This is a genomic window from Pseudomonas sp. JL23, assembly GCF_056933585.1.
This window is the reverse complement of record NZ_CM167795.1, coordinates 1,230,306-1,248,525: the sequence shown is the minus strand read 5'-3', so window position 1 is coordinate 1,248,525 and position 18,220 is coordinate 1,230,306. Positions and strand designations below refer to the sequence as shown.

Genomic DNA, 18,220 nt, shown 5'->3' with positions numbered 1-18,220 from the left:
CAGTAGCCTCCCTAAACACAAGATATTCCCTGCATGATATCGGAGTGGTTGGCTATGGGCACGCTGAATGGACGCGACTGTGAGACGGCTCACACACGACTCAAGTGGATGATTTTCGGATCACTCTGGTGCCGCAGCCGACGCAGCGCGCGAGTGAGATTGAGCAGCTACTTCCGCATCACACTTACCCCAACCTTTAAAAGCCAAGATCGGGAGGGAATCAACACCCCATTACACACAAGTGATGTGCTGGTGAGGTTATTCATAGCGCCGTACCAGACTCGTATATTGAATCCACCGTGGCGTGCTGGCTCCCGCAGCGTGCTGATGATGAGACCCCAAAACGAGACTTCATTATGAACAGTGCAATTAAACCGCATTCAAACCTGGAAGTATCTCCACATGAGATCGATGCCGAGTACTTCGAGTACAGCAAAGCTGCAAACCCGATCAGCGCAAACTTGATCACCCGCATCCCGTACCAGAGCTTTCCTGCCTCGCTCTATGATTCGGGCCCGTCTCGAACAGTTGCTCTCGATTTGAGCGAAAAACTACAGTGTGAAGGCCCGGCAACCGGCCCAGGTCTTTGCGCTAGTTTTATTCGACTAAACGCCGGTGATGACGTCACATTAGCGCCTAACGCGACCTCTCAGGTTCTGTATGTGATCGATGGCAGCGGCAGCCTTGCGTACGGCGAAGAGGCTTTTGAATGGACGAAAGGTTGTTTTATCGCCCTGCCAGGGATGAACAGCACAGTCCTCAAGGCGTCGGCGGGCGCACGACTCTATTGGGTACACGATGAGCCTCTTCTTCGCTACTTAGGCGTGTGCAGAAGTGAAGACCGCTTCACCCCGACTCTGTACCCTGCGGATGTCACATCGGCAAAGCTTCGTGAAGCCGCTGATGATCCGCGTGCACAAGATCGCAGCCGTATCAGCATTCTGCTGGGTAACAGTAACTTCCCTCAGACACGTACAGTGACCCATGTGCTGTGGGCTATGTACGGGATCCTTCCAGCCGGCTCGATCCAAAAACCCCACCGGCACCAATCCATCGCCCTGGATTTCATCATTGACTGCCCAACCGGGTGCTATTCGCTTGTCGGTACTGAACTGGACGAAAATGGCCAGATTCGCAATCCAAAACGCGTAGATTGGACACCAGGCCTGGCGTTCGTCACACCACCTGGCTATTGGCATGCGCACTTCAATGAGTCGGATCGCGAAGCATTTCTGATCCCGATTCAGGATGCAGGTTTACAGACATATCTGCGATCACTGGATATTCGGTTCAGCTAAATGGATCCCGGTATGGCTAGCTCATACCGGGAACCATCACTGCCACAGAGGCGGGTCAACCACACGGTCAGCAATGAAATCGATGAAGCATCGCACCTTCGAAGAAACGATTCGCTTCGGGGGGTATACAAACCAGACGGCGCCAGATTCCTGTGAGCCTTTGACCTCCCAATCAGACAGCCAGCGCACCAGTCGACCATCGCGCAAACTGGCGCTAGCAAGCCAATCTGGGAGCAATGCCATGCCCAACCCACTACTCACCGCAATTAGCTGAGCGTCAAGGTCATTTATCCAAAGTACAGCACCAACGGGCAGCGAAACCTGCTCGTTGTCGTTGGCCCATATCAACCCCTCGGGGTATTCACGCCCGATGATCATCAGGTCGACGGGCAGTTGATCAGGGCAATCCGGTTGAGGATAACGAGTGGCAAACTCTGGACTTACACATAGGAACGTCTTTACCTCAGCCAGCTTTCTCGCCTTGAGATTGGAGTTGGCCAACCTGCCAATTCGAATCGCAAGATCGATTCCAGTGGCGATCAGATCGACTTGTGACTCCTCAAGACTGAGATCCAGTGTGATGTCCGGATAGCGCTCGATAAACTCGCCTACTAGAGGGAGTATATGATGACGTGCGAAAGCAGGAGGAAGACTAACCTTCAACCTCCCTCTGGGATTTTGATTGAGGGCGGACGTTGCCGCCCTGGCTTCTGACAATTCAAAGAGGACTTTTTGGGCATGGTACAAGAACGTCTGCCCACCCTCCGTCAACGCGAGTTTTCGTGTTGATCGATTGAAAAGTGCAATGCCGAGATCTTGCTCCAAGTCTTTGATGTAACGCGAAACCGTAGAAGCTTTGATCCCCAAACGCTCTGCTGCTTTGGAGAAGCTATTCCCATTGGCAGACTCTACGAAAGCGGTCAGTGCTGCTAGGTAGTCCAAGTGCGCCTCTCTGGTTTGTTGGTGTCGCTAGCCCGGCTGTTCGGGCACTTGAGCCTTAAGATCGATTGGAAAAACCCGGTTGCTTCTGAGACCACAGCTTTTGTCATCTCGGAAGGGTATTCCATCGTAAGAGTTCAGTGAAGTCATGCTACGGTGGTGATCTGTTTTCAGTATCTGGTGAGCTGGCCGATCTCTGATCCACAAGGCTGCGCTCGTTTCGTACGCTGTCTTTTCCAATGATTCGCGTTGATGCCATCTGGCTCGCCACCGAACCCTTGGACATGCGTGCCGGCACCGAGACTGCGTTGGCCAGATTAGTCGCGGTGTTCGGTGCGGCGAAGCCGCATTGCGCTTACCTCTTTGCCAACCGCCGGGCCAACCGCATGAAAGTCCTAGTGCACGACGGCGTCGGTATGCGACCGAGTTACCAATGATGCAAACAGATCATGTCGACTCTGCGCGGCAGGTACGCTGTATTTCGTATCTTTTCACCGGGAAAGCGGTTACCAGCCTAGGCGGGCAGCTGCCGCTGAATGCTGAACCTTGCTCTCATAAAATCAATGAAAGCGCTTAATTTCCGTGGGATATGCATTCGGCTTGGATAGTACAAGTGGAACGGCGAAACGCTGGGCCACCAAGGCTCAAGTAGCGCTATAAGTTGCCCGCTAGCGATCTCAGCTCGTACCTGGGCTTCAAACGCACAACCGATGCCGGCTCCGGCGCGGATTGCCTGCATCAAGGTGTCTGCATCATTGCTAATCAGTGGGCTGGGAGGTTGGATTTCGATTAAACGGCCATCCTGACTGTATTCCCATCGGTAAACGCCGCCAGCCAAACGGATATTTAAGCATCGATGCAGGCGCAGATCCTCAGGCGTGCGCACGAGATCGCGATCTCGCAGGTAACTCGGTGCTGCGAAGGTAGCTATACGATGACTGCCTCCCATGGGTAACGCGACTACGTCCTGCGCAAGGTTTTCGCCGACCCTGATGCCAGCATCAAAGCCACCTGCCACCAGATCCAGCAGTGCGTTGTCGCAATGGATATCTAGGGTGATGTCAGGATAGGCGTCCATGAACGCCGGCAAGTGAGGCGTCAGGACAATGTCCGCAGCAGTGCGGGACACATTGAGTCGCAAAAGGCCGGTAGGTTTATCTCGTAGTTCGTTTACGTCTTCGATGGCTGATGCAAGGGTCGCAAGCCCCGGTTGCGCGCACCCCAAAAAACGTTGACCAAGCTCGGTCAGGCCTACTTTTCTCGTGGAGCGTTCGAGCAGTCGCACGCCCAGCCGGCTCTCTAGCGTGCGCAGGGTTTGTGAAAGAGCCGAGGGCGAGATACCCATCACTGCAGCCGCTTTGGTAAAGCTTCCGTATTTTGCGACCTGGGCAAAGGCGGCGATGCCGGACAAGAGGTCTGGCCGAATAGCATTATTGTGAAGCAAAGCTTCATATTGCATGCCGATTGCGCCTATTAATAAAGGGAGTGATCGAGCCTACCATGGTGCCTACATTCACAGGAGCGCCATGTATGGGTAAGTTAGAAGGGAAAGTTGCCATCGTGACAGGGTCTTCAAAAGGCATCGGTGCAGGTATTGCCGAGCGGCTGGCGGCGAATGGTGCAAAAGTCATCATCAACTATTCACGAAGCGTGGAAGACGCCAATCGCGTGGTAGAGCGTATTGTCGACGCAGGCGGTGAAGCCATCGCGTTCAAGGCTGACATCTCTCGTCCCGCAGATATCGGGCCTTTGATCGACTCGGCTGTTCAAGCGTTTGGCAGGCTGGATATTCTGGTGAATAACGCTGGCGTATATAAACCTGACTCACTCGACGAGTTGAGTGCTGACAGTTTCGACGAGCATTTCAACCTGAACGTACGCGGGCTGTTGCTCACGACACAAGCAGCTGCTCGGGTAATGAATGCCGGCTCAGTCATCGTTAATATCAGTTCTGGCCTGGCCCACAGTCCTTATCCGCAGGTGCACGTGTATTGCGCAACAAAAGGAGCGGTGAACACGCTGACCCGCTCCCTGGGCATGGAGCTAGGCCCTCGGGGCATTCGTGTTATGGGCATCGCACCGGGGTTTGTTCATACAGAAGGAAACGCGGAGTCTGCACGAGGCATGGATGAATTTTTCATCGCCAAAACCCCGCTGGGCCGCGTCGGCAAGCCTGAGGACATTGCAGCGGCGGTAGCGTATGCCGTATCGGAAGATGCAGGCTGGGTAACGGCTACCACGCTTGATGTCGCTGGCGGTATGACCTTCTGAGATTGGCCGATTTCTGCCCTTCGTCCCTAGCATCAAGTTTCGCTAGAATACCTAGCCCTCCCACTACATTTGAGCTTTAAGATCGATTGGAAAAACCTCTGTTACTTCTGAGGCCACAGCCTTGGTCATCTCGGAGGGGTATCCCATCGCAAGAGTTCAGTGTTCGCGGTAGGGACGGCAGTTACCTGCCGCCCCCCCGCACAGATCCGTACGTGCGGAACTACCGCATACGGCTCCTGCCTCGGGTAGAGGACTGCAGGCCAGCTATCGGTCGGTCAGGTATGTTGGCGCTGATTGAAACTGATCCACCCTGCCGATTGAAAAATGACCCAGGGCATTTTCCGATGGGAATCAAAATGGCTCATCGTCCTCAACTGCATCTTCTTCCTTACGCTTACGTTCTCGTGTCTTGATCTTTGTCTGGTCAGCCAGGGTGCTCTGCTGCAGACGGTAAGTGCCTCGACGCCAACGAACAGAAGCAAGCTTTCTTGCTCATCATCATGCTGCGAAAACCTAACCGTCTTCAGTTGCTACAATTTGCACAGTGATGGGGGTAGCAACGAACGCGAGTCTGGTCACTCTTGGATGAAGGTATCACCGCTCTCCCCCTCTGGATCTTCATCCGGCGGCAACTCGGCATGCAGAGAACAGCGGACGGTCAAATAACGGAGTCCACCAAGCAATCCTGCCGCGCCACAGATTTCGCAAATAGTCAGTGACGAATTCTGCGCAGCATCCACAGTTCGTCGACAAAGATCGTCGCCGCCGTTGTAATGAAACCGAAGCCCTCCCCATTTCTCTTTGATGCGTACCACCTTTAGTGGCTCGATCTCTGGGTGTTCCCGCAGATGCAATGCTAACGTTTTGCAAAGCTCATCCAGCAAGTCGAGCCAACCCGGCAGGCATGCAATCTCTCTCAACGCAGGATCGTCGAGCAGCGCTGGATAACGCGTACGGAGCAACGGCAACAGATCATCGTCGGTCAAAGCTTTCTCCCGGATCAATGCCACATCGCCGCGCCAACGCCCTAACGGCCTCTTCGTCTGCCTCTTTGCATGATCCTCGACCCGCGAGAACAAAGAGCATCTCGTCGCTTTGAAAGAAGCAATCCTCAAAGCACCGCTGATACCCAGACAACACACCAAATTCGTTCCCGGTGGGCGCGCCGACTACAGTATTTGCGTACATAACCACTGGCTTTAGCCCGCGACTTTTGAGCAGCCGCTTGGGATCCAGATCGAGCCCGACCTGAATAATCATCCAATGACGGACAATGCAGACCTGCTGCCCTGCGAACATCTCCGACGCCGCCTGTAGTAGCTGTTCGTCGTCTAGGCCCGAGCCAAATGCCATATGAGCCGGAGACCACAGCAAGTCTCCTACTAAATCGGTATCCGAATCGTCCACCTTGCTCGGCGTTATTTGTATCCCACCCACGCTTAACACTCACTCAATAATTGACAATATCGTCTTGGCGCTCGCCCTCTTCCGCTGACCATTACCCGCCAGCAGATACGTCGTATTTTTGGTCTCAAACAGATAGCCGAGCCGGAAAGTACGCTGAAAGGTACTTCGAACCCAGTCGCCTGCCTGACGCTTCCCTGCGCTATGCACTCTCACGTCGGATGCATAAAGCACGCAGGGAGAAAATCCCGCGTTGGCAAGCTCGCGTCGATAGTTATCGTCGACGTCAATCTCGACGAGGATCCACTGCTTGACTACGCAATAGGCTTTGCCATTGAAATTCAAAATAGCTTCTGCTTCAGCCTGCGCTTCATTGCCGTCGAAGCCACGGATCGTTTCCCCGGGGCCATAAAGCAGCTCTGTGACAGCCTTCAAAATCTCACTCATAAGTTTCTCACGCGGATAAATGCCTCGATCTCTGCAAGGGCCTACAATTAGGACATTCCTGACGCCCGTGACTGCATAAGGCTGCTGGCGATGCGGACGGCCAACGCTTCGCAGTCCGTCAAACGCCAGCCAGGCGTACTCACAAAAGTGCAGCCAATGCATGCTGGATTCCTGACGAGGTTGGCCGCATGACGACAGGCTTCTACATAACCTGGTTGACACAAAACCTCTTCGGGCTGAATCGACAACCGGCCATTGCGGATCGAAAGTTTCTTGAGGACTTTCGATGCTGTGACCGCCATGTCGTCACTCATAGGCCTTTGTTCCCAAAACATGACTTACTCACTCCTGGTATGGGGTTATCAGTGCACCCGGCCCGAAAACCGAGGCCCAAATCCGTCACCTGCCCAAGTGCATACGACGTAAACACTATTGAGCGTCTCCAAGAGCACGTAACCCTTCACCACTGGCTTACTCAAAATGTTTGAGGTATGAATTCCGTTGCCATGATTGAAGCGTCTGAATCGATCGGCGAAAACATTGCCGAATGCGACCCGCCCCTCCAATATGACGTTGCATAAATAAGCCGTCACCAGACGTCCAAAATCGATGTTCATTGCCTCGATGATTGCATTGGGCATGGCTAGAATTTCCGTCTCCAGAAATACGTTGCTGTTCAAACCTTCCCTTTTGAGCACCATCATTGCACCGAAAAAAACGGGCCGACCGCGCCGTTTTCGTAAAGCCAGTGAGCGATCACGTATAACCCTCCGCCACGCGTTTGGACGACCGAGTAGCCGTTGTATTCAAACCATCGCTCGACAGGTGGTGTGTGCGCTGGCAGCCCCTCAGGAAAGCGGTGCCGATGGTCGCAAAAAATCAAACCGGTCATGACAGGTGGTCGCTCTAGGGCGCACACCAAGAAGCCTACGATTGCTGGATCCGGGATCGCTTCTTTTGCTTTCAAAATCACTCGTGGATATTTGGAAAATCGAAAGTCCTCCAAGCCCGCTCCGAATGTCTTTATTCGATACGAGGCGTAGCCTGAAGACTGCCCGTCAGCCGTTGGCAACATGATCAGACCTCAACCACGAAATCAGCACGAAACCCGGTGTGCTCGTTTGGATAACCGCGAGGGTTTGAAACAACGCGACACCCCGCGAGCTCCACATCGACTGCTCGATGCGTGTGCCCAAAAATCCAGGCGTCCGCTTTTCCAATCAGCTCAGGCCAGCTATTTGAATAAGCTGCGAGCAGGTGATCGTCATGTTTTTCTCCGGCGACAATCGGTACCGGCGCGTGGTGAGTGATGACTACAGTCTTCCCCTCAAACGGCTTTTCCAGCTCCTGAGCTAGCCACGCCCGAGCCACGTGATTTCTTTCGATGAGGTCGTCCGGGCGTAGTCGGCGGTAGCTCGCCTCGGCACGGATTACACGAAAATCGTTCATCCATTGCCAAGCCATGCTACTGCCCGCCACGACATCACCAGTGGAGCTGAAGTCAGTCCAGGCGGTTGTGCCAAGGAAACGGGTTTGCTGCCAAACAAAGCTCTCATTTTCCAGGATATGGACGTGCGGAGCTGCGGCCTCGCGCATTTTTACGAGTGTGCGGTCGATGTGCCCTTTGTAGAATTCGTGGTTGCCGCAGACGTAAATCACTGGCACGGAAGACGTTTCGTTTGCCCAGGCGACTCCTCGGCATTTGGTGTGGATGTCTCCAGCGAGGATCACCAAATCTGGATTTATTTTTGGCGGTTCGAAATCCTGAAACTCGATGTGTAGGTCTGAATAGATCTGGATTTTCATATCATTAGAGACTTTCGATTAAGCGCTGAATTGCAGGAGTAACGGTTTCTCCAGACAGCACGTTTCCATCAGCGGTGGCCTTCAGACCATCGCTCGATTTACTTCTATATTGAGTCTGACTACACCCAAGAAATGCCTGTCGGCACCAATCGATCAGACCGGAGCACAGAAGGAAGGCTCGTCGTAAATCACACGAAGCGCCATGGGCATCCCTATCGAATGACTATAAGCATTTGTGAGGGATAAGACAACCACGGCATACGGTTCTATTTCACAAGGACGCAACAGATGCCGCTTCGACAAGCCTTCGCACAAGCTCTTCGGTTCGCGCGAGGACGCCTAGGGCTATCGCAATTGGACATTGCCAAGAGCGTGGACGCATCGTACGTAAGCAGATTGGAATCCGGAAAAAGTGCTATTACGATTGATGCAAATGACAGGCTAGCGACTGTGGTTGGGCTCCATCCGCTATCGCTGCTCACAATGGCCTATGCCGCCCGTGACAGTTCCACTCCCCGACAATTGCTTCAGCAGATCGAAGCCGATCTGCAGCGCCATGAAATGCTCGATGAAGGCATTGCTCCGCAAGAAATAGCTCATCCAGTAACCGCGAAGGGGATACTGACAACGCAGGCCGTCCGGCAGTTAAAGAGCCAGGGGCACAGTCAGGCAGCGGTGGCTCGGATACTGGGGATTTCGACCTCTACAGTAGGACGGCACTGGAATCGAGATCTCTGAAAATGCAGTACAGTCTGCTCGCGCAGCTAGATCTTAGCTTGGACAGAACTGAAGGATGGCCATCGCAGCATGATTCTCTTCGGCCTCAACGTAAACCACGCTGAAGCGCTGCTTCTCCATTGCCAGCAGTTGAATCCACGTCTGACGACTGCCGAGAAGACCGCCGCTTAAAGTCCGCCCTTGAAGAACTGGCAGAGACGATCATCCGACATCTTGATACTAATAGCCCCGCTGAGTTGAGCTCGCTTCACTGATGAAGTGATGCACAATGATTAACGATATTTTGCTCGGCTTGCTGCTCACTCCGCAAGCATTCGACGGGAATGTCAGCTATTCACCTAAGCGCTCAAAGCGTTTGAGCGACAGATGTCGCAACTGGTGGGCGACGCGAGCAGCAGCGCCACCAAGAAGTGCACTATGGCAGGTCGCGGTAGGAACGGCAGTTACCTGCCGCCCCCCGCACAGATCCGTACGTGCGGAACTACCGCATACGGCTCCTGCCTCGGGTATGTGACGCAAAGCGATCCTCAGGGTAAGGATGTGCATTTCTAGGTCTCGGGATGTAGAGATCTGCAAGACGTCCGTACCGTGACCATTGAAGCCGATTACGCTGGCTGCGTCTCTTAAGGGCTTGCCGCCAGAGACGGCATACCGCCAATCGAAAACCGCCAAGACGTATCAGGTTCCCGGGTACCGCGTGGTAATTGAAGTAACCGCTCACCACACGTTTGAGCCATTGCCCTTGAACCCGGACAAGGTCATGACGCCGGCGACTCAACTCCTCACGGATAGCAAGAAGCGTCGCACGCATACGCTTTTTGACAGTCAGTCGCAGTACTTGGAAGTCACCGCGTCGGCTGACACTACAACAGTGGGTGAAACCCAGGAAATCAAAAGTCTCCGGTTTTCTCAAACCTCGTTTCCTGCGATTCATCACGGCAAAACGACCAAACTCAATCAGCCGTGTTTTCGAGGCGTTGAGCGATAGACCGAACCTAGCCAACCGTTCCTGCAACTGCACCAGAAACTGCTGAGCCTGCACTTTCGTCCTGAACCCCACCACACTGTCATCCGCGTAGCGCACGACAATCACATCGCCACGGGCGTGGCGCTCGCGCCACTGCCTTGCCCATAGATCCAGCACGTAGTGAAGATAGATATTCGCCAGCAGCGGCGATATCACTGCGCCCTGGGGCGTCCCCTTGGTCGCAGCCACCCTACGGCCATCCTCCATAACACCCGCTTGAAGCCATTTGCAGATAAGCCCGAGCAAGCGTCGGTCTGCAATCCGGTGCCCCAGAAACATCAGCATCCATTCATGGTCGATCTCATCAAAGAACGACGTGATATCCGCATCAAGTATCCAGTTCACCTTCTGGCTTTTCAGCGCGACCGTTAACGCATCCAGCGCATCGTGCTGACTGCGGCCCGGTCGAAACCCATACGAGAATCCAAGAAAGTCTTCCTCATAGATCGCATTCAGAACGGTGACAACCGCCTGCTGTACCATCTTGTCCTCCAAAGAAGCAATACCCAACGGGCGCTGCCTGCCATCGGCTTTGGGAATGTAGACCCGCCGCGATGGCGTTGCTCGAAAAGCTCCTTTGTGAAGCCTTCCGTGCAACTCGGTCACACGCTGGAGAAGACCTTCCTCATAGTCTCGCCACGACATACCGTCCACGCCCACCGCAGCATCGCGACGCAGCGCATAAAAGCTCTGCGCCAATAACTGTGGTGTGATGTGGTGCAGCAATGCCGTGAACTGAATGCCCTTATTCCTGCGGGCTGCTTCACGTACACCTTCAACTCCCATCGACGCGCAACTGATCCGGCTCTGTGTCCGGGGCACGGGAGGTCTGTCGGTGTTTCCCTTGGCTACGTCCCTTTCCTCCACCATCTCCGCAGGGCCAGACCCTTTGTTCGATGGCTTCTCAGGTACTACGGACGTATCCGACTTCTCAGCGGCGTAGGCAGCAGGGTTACGGCTTTTGGCCTTTCCTGCTCCGCCCGGTGCTTGCGCACCGGACGCCGCTGAGATCTCCCAGTTTCTGTGCAAAGGACTTCCCGACGTGCACAGGTTCTCCGACCGCGCGGGATCAGAGCATGACTGGCGTATAGCGTCATGCTCCGTATTGCCTTCTGCTTCGCTTAACAGCATCGGCATCCCGAATTCCTGATTACGCGGCTCAATGGCTGGCCCATCGGTTTCCCCTGTCAACGCTTCACCCTGCACCTCGCGGTGCAACGTGCATGACTCGGGGTCTGGTTGATTCGCCATTTCTTACCAGTATCGAACTTTCATCGACTATCCTCTGCCAGCTTTAACTGGCGCTCTAAGCGCCCGGTGAACACACCTACCGAACTCCAGCATTAAGGGCGATGTTGTCCGCCTATTTTTTAGCGGACGCGATCACCCTTATCGCCAGGATTCCCATGCGCCAACGAAGCTCTTACCCGAAGCCCTTCAAAGCCCAGGTCGTGCAGGAATGCCTGCAACCCGGAGCCTCAGTTTCCAGTGTCGCCATCAGCTATGGCATCAACGCCAACGTTATCCGCAAGTGGCTGCCGATATACCGCGACAAGGCGGTCGCGCCACTTCCTGCGTTCGTACCCGTGCACCCAATACCCAAGCGACACGCTGATGAGGCGGTGGTTATCGCGCTGCCGCTGGGCGGTCAAACCATCACGGTCAAATGGCCCATCTCCGACCCGGACGGCTGCGCACGCTTCATTCGCAGCCTTTCGCAATGATCCGCATCGACGCCATCTGGCTCGCCACCGAGCCCATGGATATGCGCGCTGGCACGGACACGGCGCTGGCCCGCGTGGTCGCCGTATTCGGTGCGGCGAAGCCGCACTGCGCTTATCTGTTCGCCAACCGCCGCGCTAATCGAATGAAAGTACTGGTGCACGATGGCGTGGGTATCTGGCTGGCAGCGCGCCGCCTGAACCAAGGTAAGTTTCATTGGCCTGGCACGCATCGAGGCCACGAAGTTGAACTCGACGCCGAACAACTTCAAGCGCTGGTGCTGGGCCTGCCTTGGCAGCGGGTTGGTGCTAACGGCGTAATTACGTTGCTCTGAATCGGGTCTTTTAGCTGTGTCGAGTGGGCTGCTTTGGTAAAATCCACGGCATGACTTCCTCGCCCAATCTCGACCAAATGACACCTGATCAACTGCGCGCACTCGCTGCGCAGTTGCTATCGAAGGTCGACACCATGGGGCGAAAGATCCATCGTGACGAGACGATCATCGAGCAGCTCTCTCACGAGATCGCCATTCTCAAACGCCACAAGTTTGCCAAGCGCAGTGAGCAGATCAGCCCGGCGCAAGGCAGCTTGCTGGATGACTTGCTCAACACCGACCTCGAAGCCATCGACGCGGAGTTGAAAGCACTTCGTCCCGCTCCGGCACCGGACGAACCACGCCAACAACCCAAGCGCGCGCCGTTGCCGCCGCAGTTTCCTCGTACCGTCATTCGCCATGAGCCAGAGACAACTCAGTGCTCCTGCGGCTGCCAACTTCAGCGCATCGGCGAAGACGTCAGCGAGAAGCTGGACTACACGCCGGGCGTGTTCACTGTTGAGCAACATGTACGTGGCAAATGGGCCTGCCGTCAGTGCGAAACACTGACTCAAGCGCCGGTACCGGCACAGGTGATCGACAAGGGCATCCCCACTGCCGGCTTGTTGGCCCACGTGATGGTGGCCAAGTTCGCCGACCATCTTCCGCTGTATCGGCAGGAAAAGATCTTCGGCCGTGCCGGCCTGGCGATCCCGCGCTCGACGCTGGCTCAGTGGGTCGGCCAAACCGGCGTACAACTGCAACCGCTGGTAGATGCACTGCGCGAAGCCGTACTGGCCCAGCAAGTCGTCCATGCCGATGAAACACCGGTGCAGATGCTTGCACCAGGCGAAAAGAAAACGCACCGGGCGTATGTCTGGGCCTACTGCACCACGCCGTTCTCGGCACTGAAAGCGGTGGTCTACGACTTCAGCCCCAGCCGTGCAGGCGAACATGCGCGTAACTTCCTAGGCACCTGGAACGGCAAGCTGATCTGCGATGACTTCGCAGGCTACAAAGCTGGCTTCGAGCAGGGCATCACCGAAATCGGTTGCATGGCCCATGCCCGGCGCAAGTTTTTCGACCTGCATGTGGCGAACAAAAGCCAGTTGGCAGAGCAAGTGCTGCACTCCATTGGCGGCTTGTACGAAGTCGAACGGCAGGCCAAGGACATGAGCGATGAAGATCGCTGGCGATTACGCCAGGAAATGGCGGTGCCCATCGCGGAAAAGTTGCATGAGTGGATGCTGGCTCAACGCGCGTTTGTGCCCGAAGGCTCGGCCACGGCCAAGGCACTGGATTACAGCTTGAAACGCTGGGTAGCGCTGACGCGCTACCTGGATGATGGTGCTGTGCCCATCGATAACAACGCCTGCGAAAACACGATCAGGCCGTGGGCGCTTGGCCGTTCCAACTGGCTATTCGCCGGGTCGCTGCGCAGCGGTAAGCGAGCAGCGGCGATCATGAGCTTAATCCAGTCGGCGCGCATGAACGGGCATGATCCGTATGCGTATCTCAAGGATGTGCTGATGCGGTTACCGACGCAGAAGGCTAGTGAGATCGAGCAGCTCCTGCCACATCAGTGGATGCCGGGCTGACCTGCGCAAGGCGTATTCCCCGTACGCTTACCTATGGCAAGCAAGACGAATGCTCACTTCTCACAGCGGACTTGGCCCAAACGATGAATCATCTGGCATTTTTTTACCAATGCCTTGCTAAGCCCGATCTAGACGCTTGAAATGCAAAACAGAGTTCTGATAAATTTCTCGGCAAGGTCGCCATGAACCGCCCTGCTGCGTGGGAAAGATTGGTGCTTCACCCTGCCAACCACATAACTCCCGTGGCCAGCCCAGCAAGCAGCATGCTCAGCAAAGCGATCATCTCCTCGCTTTACGGCCATGACCATGGAGTCATGTCATGATGTTCAGCGCTAAAACCGTTTTGGATACATTCAAGTCCATGGAGATTGCAGACGCCCCTGCGAATCTCTCTCGCACCCAGTATCTGCAGCATGGTGCACACCTGCTCGGCTTCAAAAGTTGGGAGAACCTCAAGTCTTACCTGGAAAAACCGCCCGTGGATCGTGTCGGCAAAGTCCGCACCGGGCTCATGCGGAAAATCTGCGGCCTCCGCCTCCCTAGCCATGACTCGATCTACGTTCGCATGATGAGCTATGACGATCTCTCTATAGGTTTTGAATCCTATTTTATCGGATGGAATAGCGAAGGAGACGAAGTTAGGGTTCCGCGCCCCAACTACGATAAGCAAGCAGTCGCCGATTTCCGCTCCCTGTACGACCATCCTCTGTACGTGGTTGAGACCGACTCGGAGGTCTTAGCCTGGCGCTTTGGGTGGCGCTCCGAAGCTGTTTTACCCGAATCGCTGGCGAGAGCCCATTTCAAATCAATTTTCGACAAGCAGCATCTCGTGGCCGAAATCCCGCCAATGGATGAAATACGCCGAAAAATTCGGGAAGAACAGCGGCGTCGCGGCTTTTCCTAAGCGGCCTATGCACACGGGCGGAAAACTACGATATCCGCCCCTCGATGTGGCGCACATTAGTTTCAACACCCCAGAGATGAGAGCCGAAAGTGTTGTAGCGCTCTGCAGTAACGTCTGGTAATAACGTGCGTTGACAGTAACAGCCAAGGCTCACGCTAGCAGTTCCGTGTAGCTATGCCAAAGCCATATGAACACTAATCTTAGAGCATAAAACGAATGAGCTTGCTGTCGGAAATATTTAATAATTCGATCATGCAAAGCATGATCATTGGGCCGATCATGGGCGCGATTGTTTCGATCCTATTCGCAGGCCTGACCAGCGCGCCTACGGCCCGTGCTATCGAAAGCAGTATTACTGTGAAACAGACTCAAAACATACATAACTAACGTTATCCATAAGAAAAACGAGAGCAGACCGACCGATACCGGTGAACCAATAGTTATCGGCTTGGTGCTGATATTGGGCTAGCCCTATGGGGGGTCTGGGAGTACGTGACACATGCGAGGCTGATCCTTGGCTACATCGGTACTGTCCTGATGACCGCATTGAGCTTCGGAGCGTTTTCAGTACTCTGCGCGTGGGTGAGCGGGCACTACACCTCAAGGGAATGGTGGATTTATACCGTTCTTCCCATTTGCTTTCTTATCGCCTCACTGCTTGTGTTCAATGAGGCAGCAACAAGCTTTGATTTCAGTCTTTCGGAATACGCCACCCATTTTCATTTCATAAATTTTTTCACCGAAGGGCTCTCGGCCTATGGGAGGAAATTTATGATCTCGCATATTTTAGGTGTTTTGGCGCTTTCGACATTGATACTTCTTTCGCTATGTGCGCTCGTTCATTACTTGGCATTGATGAACCAAAGGGCCAATGGCCGGCTCCACGGTCTGTGGTCGCGGCTCACCCGGATAACCCTATTTTGCTCTAGCGGAGGATGGATCGTGGGAGCAACCGTCCTTCTGACAATCGCAACAGTAGGGGTGGTGCCCGAGTTTTTGACGGCATGGCTGCCAGAATAGTGGACACTGTCCATCTGGTGCTGGCAGGCAAAGCCAGCACCATCTTATGTATGACGCATCCGAAGCCACGCGGCAACCCCTTCCAGGCTTCCGTAATTCCGCACCGGCAGCTACCGGCCAATTTCTGCCTGTCAGGAGGGGCATAAAGCGACTCAAAGCGGACATTTGGATGCCAGCTAGTTCAAGGTTTCATTCGATCAATTCAGCCAGGATGCAGCCCGCCTTAAATTCGTGGCTCACTCGACAGCGGCATACCTCATTGAGGTATGCACAAAGATCTTATCTCACTTAGAGTGATAGTCTGTGCTTCGCCGTCACTATCAGACTTTGCCTGATACGACTGTATGCTACACAGCTAACTTTCTTGAACTGCACGGCTAGATAAATATTCGATAACGGGCTTTAATGCGAGCTTTAGACTTGATGAGTGATGCAATACTGACGACAGAAGAGCCCTCATATCCTCGACATTGTTGTACTTGCCTTTAGCTCCAGGCTTTATTTGAATTACCTGCTGCCGAATGTATCGCTGTAGCGATGTTTTCAACATCTTCCCGGGAAAGGCGTTGACTAGCACATCTGGATGGTTGAAGTTTTCGGCATAATAAGTCTCGGCCTTTTTTATGTCATCTTGAGTTGGGGCCAATTTGGAGATTAGCTTGTTGACCTGCTGAGTGCACAGTTCCCACGTATTATTTCCACAGAGAAACTCTTCGCTCCATGATTGCTTGTCATCACTTGCGGCCAAATGCACTGCATGACGCTGATAATAAAAAAGCACCTTTATGAGAAGATCAATGGACTGGCTGGTTTTGTTGATGAACTCCGCTAGATCAAAAGCCTCTGCTGCATCGCGAAAACTGCAGCTGATGGCAAACTTTATAGAATGAGATATTACTTCTTCACATATGAAATAATTTTCAATAGAGTAGCGATCCAGTGTGGCGACTCTGGAGTCTGAAACGTCAAAGTCGTCGAAATCCCGATCTAGAATGAACATGGCGTTTGTGCCGTGATGAGTGTTCAGAAAATCTTGGATAGATTTTTTGCCGCCAGAATAGACAACGTCAAAATCAATTTTACCCGCCTCCATCATCAGGCAAGATTCGTATAAGGGGACATCGTCACTACCCTCAACCACGATGAAGGTTAATTTTTTCTGCATCTTCAAACGTCGCATATTTTCTTCGGCGGAGAATGCTCTAATTGTAGTCATACTATGCACTCTTCCAGATCAATATCCCTTGCTCCTCTCATACGTATCGCGGGCGAGTGGGTGGCAATTATTACTTGTGATTTAGGGGAGAGTTTGGCAATCGAGGGTAGAATCATTCGTTGCCAGTCGAGATGGAGGGAAAGCTCCGGCTCATCTGCAACGAATATGGCCCCCTCTTTACGACTCAATGCAGCGCGCCCTAATATACTAATAATATGCTTTTCGCCGGAGGACAAATCAGCTAGCCGTATAGGTGATCTTCTAGTAAATACGCTAAGCTCACCGTCCTCGGAAACATGAAACATTTTCTTAGGCTTTAGATAGAGGTTTACCTCTTTCTCATATTCACTAAATACGCTTGTCACCTCGAAACGAGCAGCCTGCATAAGCTCCACGTCCTCAACAATAGATAGAAATCTGTCATTGAAATTGCTCATGGCAATAAGGCTGTGGTATGACGAATTGAACTTAGTGGCTGCTTCGTTATGCTTCTTATTCCCTGGCTCTGACGAACTCAGAGATCGCATCAGCTTCCATGCATCCCTTACGTTATCGTTTAATTGTTTCCATATCGAAAAGTGTTCTTTAATCTTATTCTCTGGCACATTTATTTGAGCCTCGCTTAATTTTCTAACGTAAGCAGAAACGTCTACGTCTTCCAAGAAGTCAGAGTTCATAGCCTTATGAGCACGTGACAAAGCTTTGTTGCTTAATCTGACGAGGCTTTCGTCTATCATGACTTTCTCGATGATCTTTGAGTGTAAGTCATCAAGTTTTTCAGTAATTTTCTTCCGAGCTGTATTTGCTTCGCTTGTAAATTGGCGCTCTAAAGAGTTAAGAACTTTTACGCTCGGATCCAAGATCTCAGTAATCTGCGACTGGGAGATGTGCTTCTGACGAAGCATTGTCTGTAAAAATTCATCACCGCTATCACGTGTTAAGTTTATTTCTGAATCGTGCATGCGTAAAAGCGGTACATGAGTTAAGTTCAGCTTTTCTCGAATTGTGTTTCTCAACTCCTCCGGAGAGTTATCATCTAACCGTTCGACAGCTCTAGAAACACCCCCCCTGATCTTTATTTCAAAAGCATAGGTCACGGCGCTTTCAAATTCATAATAAAGACTTATAAGGCCTTGAAGCTTTTTTCGTCGACTTAAATGCAAATACCTAAAGGCTCGTACTTGACCGGTTTTGGCAAGAAATATTGTGATGGAGCCAAAAGAAATCCTGGAAAGGGGTTCCAAGTCTACAGATAGCGAATTCACGATCAAGTTGATAATTGTTGTTTTGCCAGTGCCGTTAGGGCCGAATATGCAGTTGCACCCTTCGGCAAAATCTATTCGATAGTTATTCCCCGCCTCAAATAGATCTGAAATTACAACTCGCCGTATATAATAATCCAAAAGTCACATCCCTGAGTTAACTGAGCTTTCGATGATGGCTTAACGACATCTGTTAGGGCGATTGTATATGCCTGACGCAAAGGTTTCCACACCCTCTTATTCGTTAGTGGGCTA

20 protein-coding genes and 1 pseudogene are annotated in these 18,220 nt (G+C 53.0%); 9 read left to right on the top strand and 12 right to left on the bottom strand.

What is annotated here, in order from left to right; genetic code table 11:
* Positions 1–356 precede the first annotated feature (356 nt).
* A complete protein-coding gene (locus AC1Z24_RS05905; protein WP_483744907.1) occupies positions 357–1,298 on the top strand; it encodes a cupin in 942 nt (313 codons plus the stop codon).
* Positions 1,299–1,334: 36 nt separating this feature from the next.
* On the opposite strand, the gene AC1Z24_RS05900 is transcribed toward AC1Z24_RS05905, so the two are convergent.
* Positions 1,335–2,240, bottom strand: coding sequence for a LysR family transcriptional regulator (locus AC1Z24_RS05900; protein WP_483744906.1), 906 nt, complete (start codon positions 2,238–2,240; stop codon positions 1,335–1,337).
* Positions 2,241–2,476: 236 nt separating this feature from the next.
* Between AC1Z24_RS05900 and tnpB (AC1Z24_RS05895) the strand changes: the two genes are divergently transcribed.
* Positions 2,477–2,674 (top strand): IS66 family insertion sequence element accessory protein TnpB, encoded by a 198-nt coding sequence (gene tnpB, locus AC1Z24_RS05895; protein WP_483744905.1) that lies wholly within the window; start codon positions 2,477–2,479, stop codon positions 2,672–2,674.
* A 77-nt stretch (positions 2,675–2,751) separates the two neighbouring features.
* Here tnpB (AC1Z24_RS05895) and AC1Z24_RS05890 read toward each other — a convergent pair whose 3' ends face one another.
* Positions 2,752–3,696 carry a LysR family transcriptional regulator gene (locus tag AC1Z24_RS05890; protein ID WP_483744904.1) on the bottom strand — a complete coding sequence of 315 codons (945 nt, stop codon included), beginning with the start codon at positions 3,694–3,696 and terminating at the stop codon, positions 2,752–2,754.
* A 71-nt stretch (positions 3,697–3,767) separates the two neighbouring features.
* Between AC1Z24_RS05890 and AC1Z24_RS05885 the strand changes: the two genes are divergently transcribed.
* A complete protein-coding gene (locus tag AC1Z24_RS05885) occupies positions 3,768–4,508 on the top strand; it encodes an SDR family NAD(P)-dependent oxidoreductase (protein WP_259106124.1) in 741 nt (246 codons plus the stop codon).
* Positions 4,509–4,859: 351 nt separating this feature from the next.
* Here the strand turns inward: AC1Z24_RS05885 and AC1Z24_RS05880 are convergent.
* The 7 genes and pseudogenes from AC1Z24_RS05880 to AC1Z24_RS05850 form a co-directional block, all read right to left on the bottom strand.
* A pseudogene (locus AC1Z24_RS05880) lies at positions 4,860–4,964 on the bottom strand (AAA family ATPase); the annotation flags it as partial.
* A gap of 119 nt (positions 4,965–5,083) precedes the next feature.
* Positions 5,084–5,494 (bottom strand): hypothetical protein, encoded by a 411-nt coding sequence (locus tag AC1Z24_RS05875; protein ID WP_483744903.1) that lies wholly within the window; start codon positions 5,492–5,494, stop codon positions 5,084–5,086.
* The gene (locus AC1Z24_RS05870) at positions 5,481–5,807 is read right to left on the bottom strand and encodes a DUF6957 family protein (protein WP_483746540.1); all 327 of its coding nucleotides are present in this window, start codon (positions 5,805–5,807) and stop codon (positions 5,481–5,483) included. Before AC1Z24_RS05870 ends, AC1Z24_RS05875 begins: the two co-directional genes overlap by 14 nt.
* 147 nt (positions 5,808–5,954) lie before the next feature.
* Entirely contained in the window at positions 5,955–6,521 is a 567-nt protein-coding gene (locus AC1Z24_RS05865) for a DUF6957 family protein (RefSeq protein ID WP_483744902.1), read from the bottom strand.
* Between the two features lie 200 nt (positions 6,522–6,721).
* Positions 6,722–7,000, bottom strand: a complete 279-nt coding sequence (locus AC1Z24_RS05860; protein WP_483744901.1) for a hypothetical protein — start codon at positions 6,998–7,000, stop codon at positions 6,722–6,724.
* 59 nt (positions 7,001–7,059) lie between these two features.
* Positions 7,060–7,434 (bottom strand): hypothetical protein, encoded by a 375-nt coding sequence (locus AC1Z24_RS05855; RefSeq protein WP_259106119.1) that lies wholly within the window; start codon positions 7,432–7,434, stop codon positions 7,060–7,062.
* A gap of 2 nt (positions 7,435–7,436) precedes the next feature.
* A complete protein-coding gene (locus tag AC1Z24_RS05850; protein ID WP_483744900.1) occupies positions 7,437–8,165 on the bottom strand; it encodes a metallophosphoesterase in 729 nt (242 codons plus the stop codon).
* Positions 8,166–8,519: 354 nt separating this feature from the next.
* Here AC1Z24_RS05850 and AC1Z24_RS05845 point away from each other — a divergent pair, with 354 nt between their 5' ends.
* Entirely contained in the window at positions 8,520–8,903 is a 384-nt protein-coding gene (locus tag AC1Z24_RS05845; RefSeq protein WP_483744899.1) for a hypothetical protein, read from the top strand.
* A gap of 481 nt (positions 8,904–9,384) precedes the next feature.
* Here AC1Z24_RS05845 and ltrA read toward each other — a convergent pair whose 3' ends face one another.
* The gene (ltrA, locus tag AC1Z24_RS05840) at positions 9,385–11,181 is read right to left on the bottom strand and encodes a group II intron reverse transcriptase/maturase (protein ID WP_483744898.1); all 1,797 of its coding nucleotides are present in this window, start codon (positions 11,179–11,181) and stop codon (positions 9,385–9,387) included.
* A 101-nt stretch (positions 11,182–11,282) separates the two neighbouring features.
* Between ltrA and tnpA the strand changes: the two genes are divergently transcribed.
* The 5 genes from tnpA to AC1Z24_RS05815 all read left to right on the top strand — a co-directional run bounded on the left by tnpA (position 11,283) and on the right by AC1Z24_RS05815 (position 15,487).
* Positions 11,283–11,654 (top strand): IS66-like element accessory protein TnpA, encoded by a 372-nt coding sequence (tnpA, locus tag AC1Z24_RS05835; RefSeq protein ID WP_483744897.1) that lies wholly within the window; start codon positions 11,283–11,285, stop codon positions 11,652–11,654.
* Positions 11,651–11,986 (top strand): IS66 family insertion sequence element accessory protein TnpB, encoded by a 336-nt coding sequence (gene tnpB, locus AC1Z24_RS05830; protein WP_057440793.1) that lies wholly within the window; start codon positions 11,651–11,653, stop codon positions 11,984–11,986. The genes tnpA and tnpB (AC1Z24_RS05830) overlap by 4 nt, the downstream gene beginning before the upstream one ends.
* Positions 11,987–12,036: 50 nt before the next feature.
* The gene (tnpC, locus tag AC1Z24_RS05825; RefSeq protein WP_483744896.1) at positions 12,037–13,563 is read left to right on the top strand and encodes an IS66 family transposase; all 1,527 of its coding nucleotides are present in this window, start codon (positions 12,037–12,039) and stop codon (positions 13,561–13,563) included.
* 319 nt (positions 13,564–13,882) lie between these two features.
* Entirely contained in the window at positions 13,883–14,467 is a 585-nt protein-coding gene (locus tag AC1Z24_RS05820) for a hypothetical protein (protein ID WP_483744895.1), read from the top strand.
* 537 nt (positions 14,468–15,004) lie between these two features.
* Positions 15,005–15,487 (top strand): hypothetical protein, encoded by a 483-nt coding sequence (locus AC1Z24_RS05815; protein ID WP_483744894.1) that lies wholly within the window; start codon positions 15,005–15,007, stop codon positions 15,485–15,487.
* A gap of 355 nt (positions 15,488–15,842) precedes the next feature.
* Here AC1Z24_RS05815 and AC1Z24_RS05810 read toward each other — a convergent pair whose 3' ends face one another.
* Positions 15,843–16,703: a DUF4435 domain-containing protein gene (locus AC1Z24_RS05810; RefSeq protein WP_483744893.1), complete on the bottom strand. Its 861-nt coding sequence runs from the start codon at positions 16,701–16,703 to the stop codon at positions 15,843–15,845.
* Positions 16,700–18,106 (bottom strand): AAA family ATPase, encoded by a 1,407-nt coding sequence (locus AC1Z24_RS05805; protein ID WP_483744892.1) that lies wholly within the window; start codon positions 18,104–18,106, stop codon positions 16,700–16,702. Before AC1Z24_RS05805 ends, AC1Z24_RS05810 begins: the two co-directional genes overlap by 4 nt.
* Between the last annotated feature and the right edge of the window lie 114 nt (positions 18,107–18,220).

What these genes read in the sequence shown, in the direction of transcription:
- tnpA (WP_483744897.1), top strand. Translation starts at nt 11,283, where the DNA reads ATGTTGTCCGCCTATTTTTTAGCGGACGCGATCACCCTTATCGCCAGG.
- AC1Z24_RS05815 (WP_483744894.1), top strand. Translation starts at nt 15,005, where the DNA reads ATGACCGCATTGAGCTTCGGAGCGTTTTCAGTACTCTGCGCGTGGGTG.
- AC1Z24_RS05860 (WP_483744901.1), bottom strand. Translation starts at nt 7,000, where the DNA reads ATGCCCAATGCAATCATCGAGGCAATGAACATCGATTTTGGACGTCTG.
- AC1Z24_RS05870 (WP_483746540.1), bottom strand. Translation starts at nt 5,807, where the DNA reads ATGTTCGCAGGGCAGCAGGTCTGCATTGTCCGTCATTGGATGATTATT.
- AC1Z24_RS05905 (WP_483744907.1), top strand. Translation starts at nt 357, where the DNA reads ATGAACAGTGCAATTAAACCGCATTCAAACCTGGAAGTATCTCCACAT.
- AC1Z24_RS05890 (WP_483744904.1), bottom strand. Translation starts at nt 3,696, where the DNA reads ATGCAATATGAAGCTTTGCTTCACAATAATGCTATTCGGCCAGACCTC.
- AC1Z24_RS05850 (WP_483744900.1), bottom strand. Translation starts at nt 8,165, where the DNA reads ATGAAAATCCAGATCTATTCAGACCTACACATCGAGTTTCAGGATTTC.
- ltrA (WP_483744898.1), bottom strand. Translation starts at nt 11,181, where the DNA reads ATGGCGAATCAACCAGACCCCGAGTCATGCACGTTGCACCGCGAGGTG.
- AC1Z24_RS05885 (WP_259106124.1), top strand. Translation starts at nt 3,768, where the DNA reads ATGGGTAAGTTAGAAGGGAAAGTTGCCATCGTGACAGGGTCTTCAAAA.
- AC1Z24_RS05865 (WP_483744902.1), bottom strand. Translation starts at nt 6,521, where the DNA reads ATGCATTGGCTGCACTTTTGTGAGTACGCCTGGCTGGCGTTTGACGGA.
- AC1Z24_RS05855 (WP_259106119.1), bottom strand. Translation starts at nt 7,434, where the DNA reads ATGTTGCCAACGGCTGACGGGCAGTCTTCAGGCTACGCCTCGTATCGA.
- AC1Z24_RS05810 (WP_483744893.1), bottom strand. Translation starts at nt 16,703, where the DNA reads ATGACTACAATTAGAGCATTCTCCGCCGAAGAAAATATGCGACGTTTG.
- tnpC (WP_483744896.1), top strand. Translation starts at nt 12,037, where the DNA reads ATGACTTCCTCGCCCAATCTCGACCAAATGACACCTGATCAACTGCGC.
- tnpB (WP_483744905.1), top strand. Translation starts at nt 2,477, where the DNA reads ATGATTCGCGTTGATGCCATCTGGCTCGCCACCGAACCCTTGGACATG.
- tnpB (WP_057440793.1), top strand. Translation starts at nt 11,651, where the DNA reads ATGATCCGCATCGACGCCATCTGGCTCGCCACCGAGCCCATGGATATG.
- AC1Z24_RS05820 (WP_483744895.1), top strand. Translation starts at nt 13,883, where the DNA reads ATGATGTTCAGCGCTAAAACCGTTTTGGATACATTCAAGTCCATGGAG.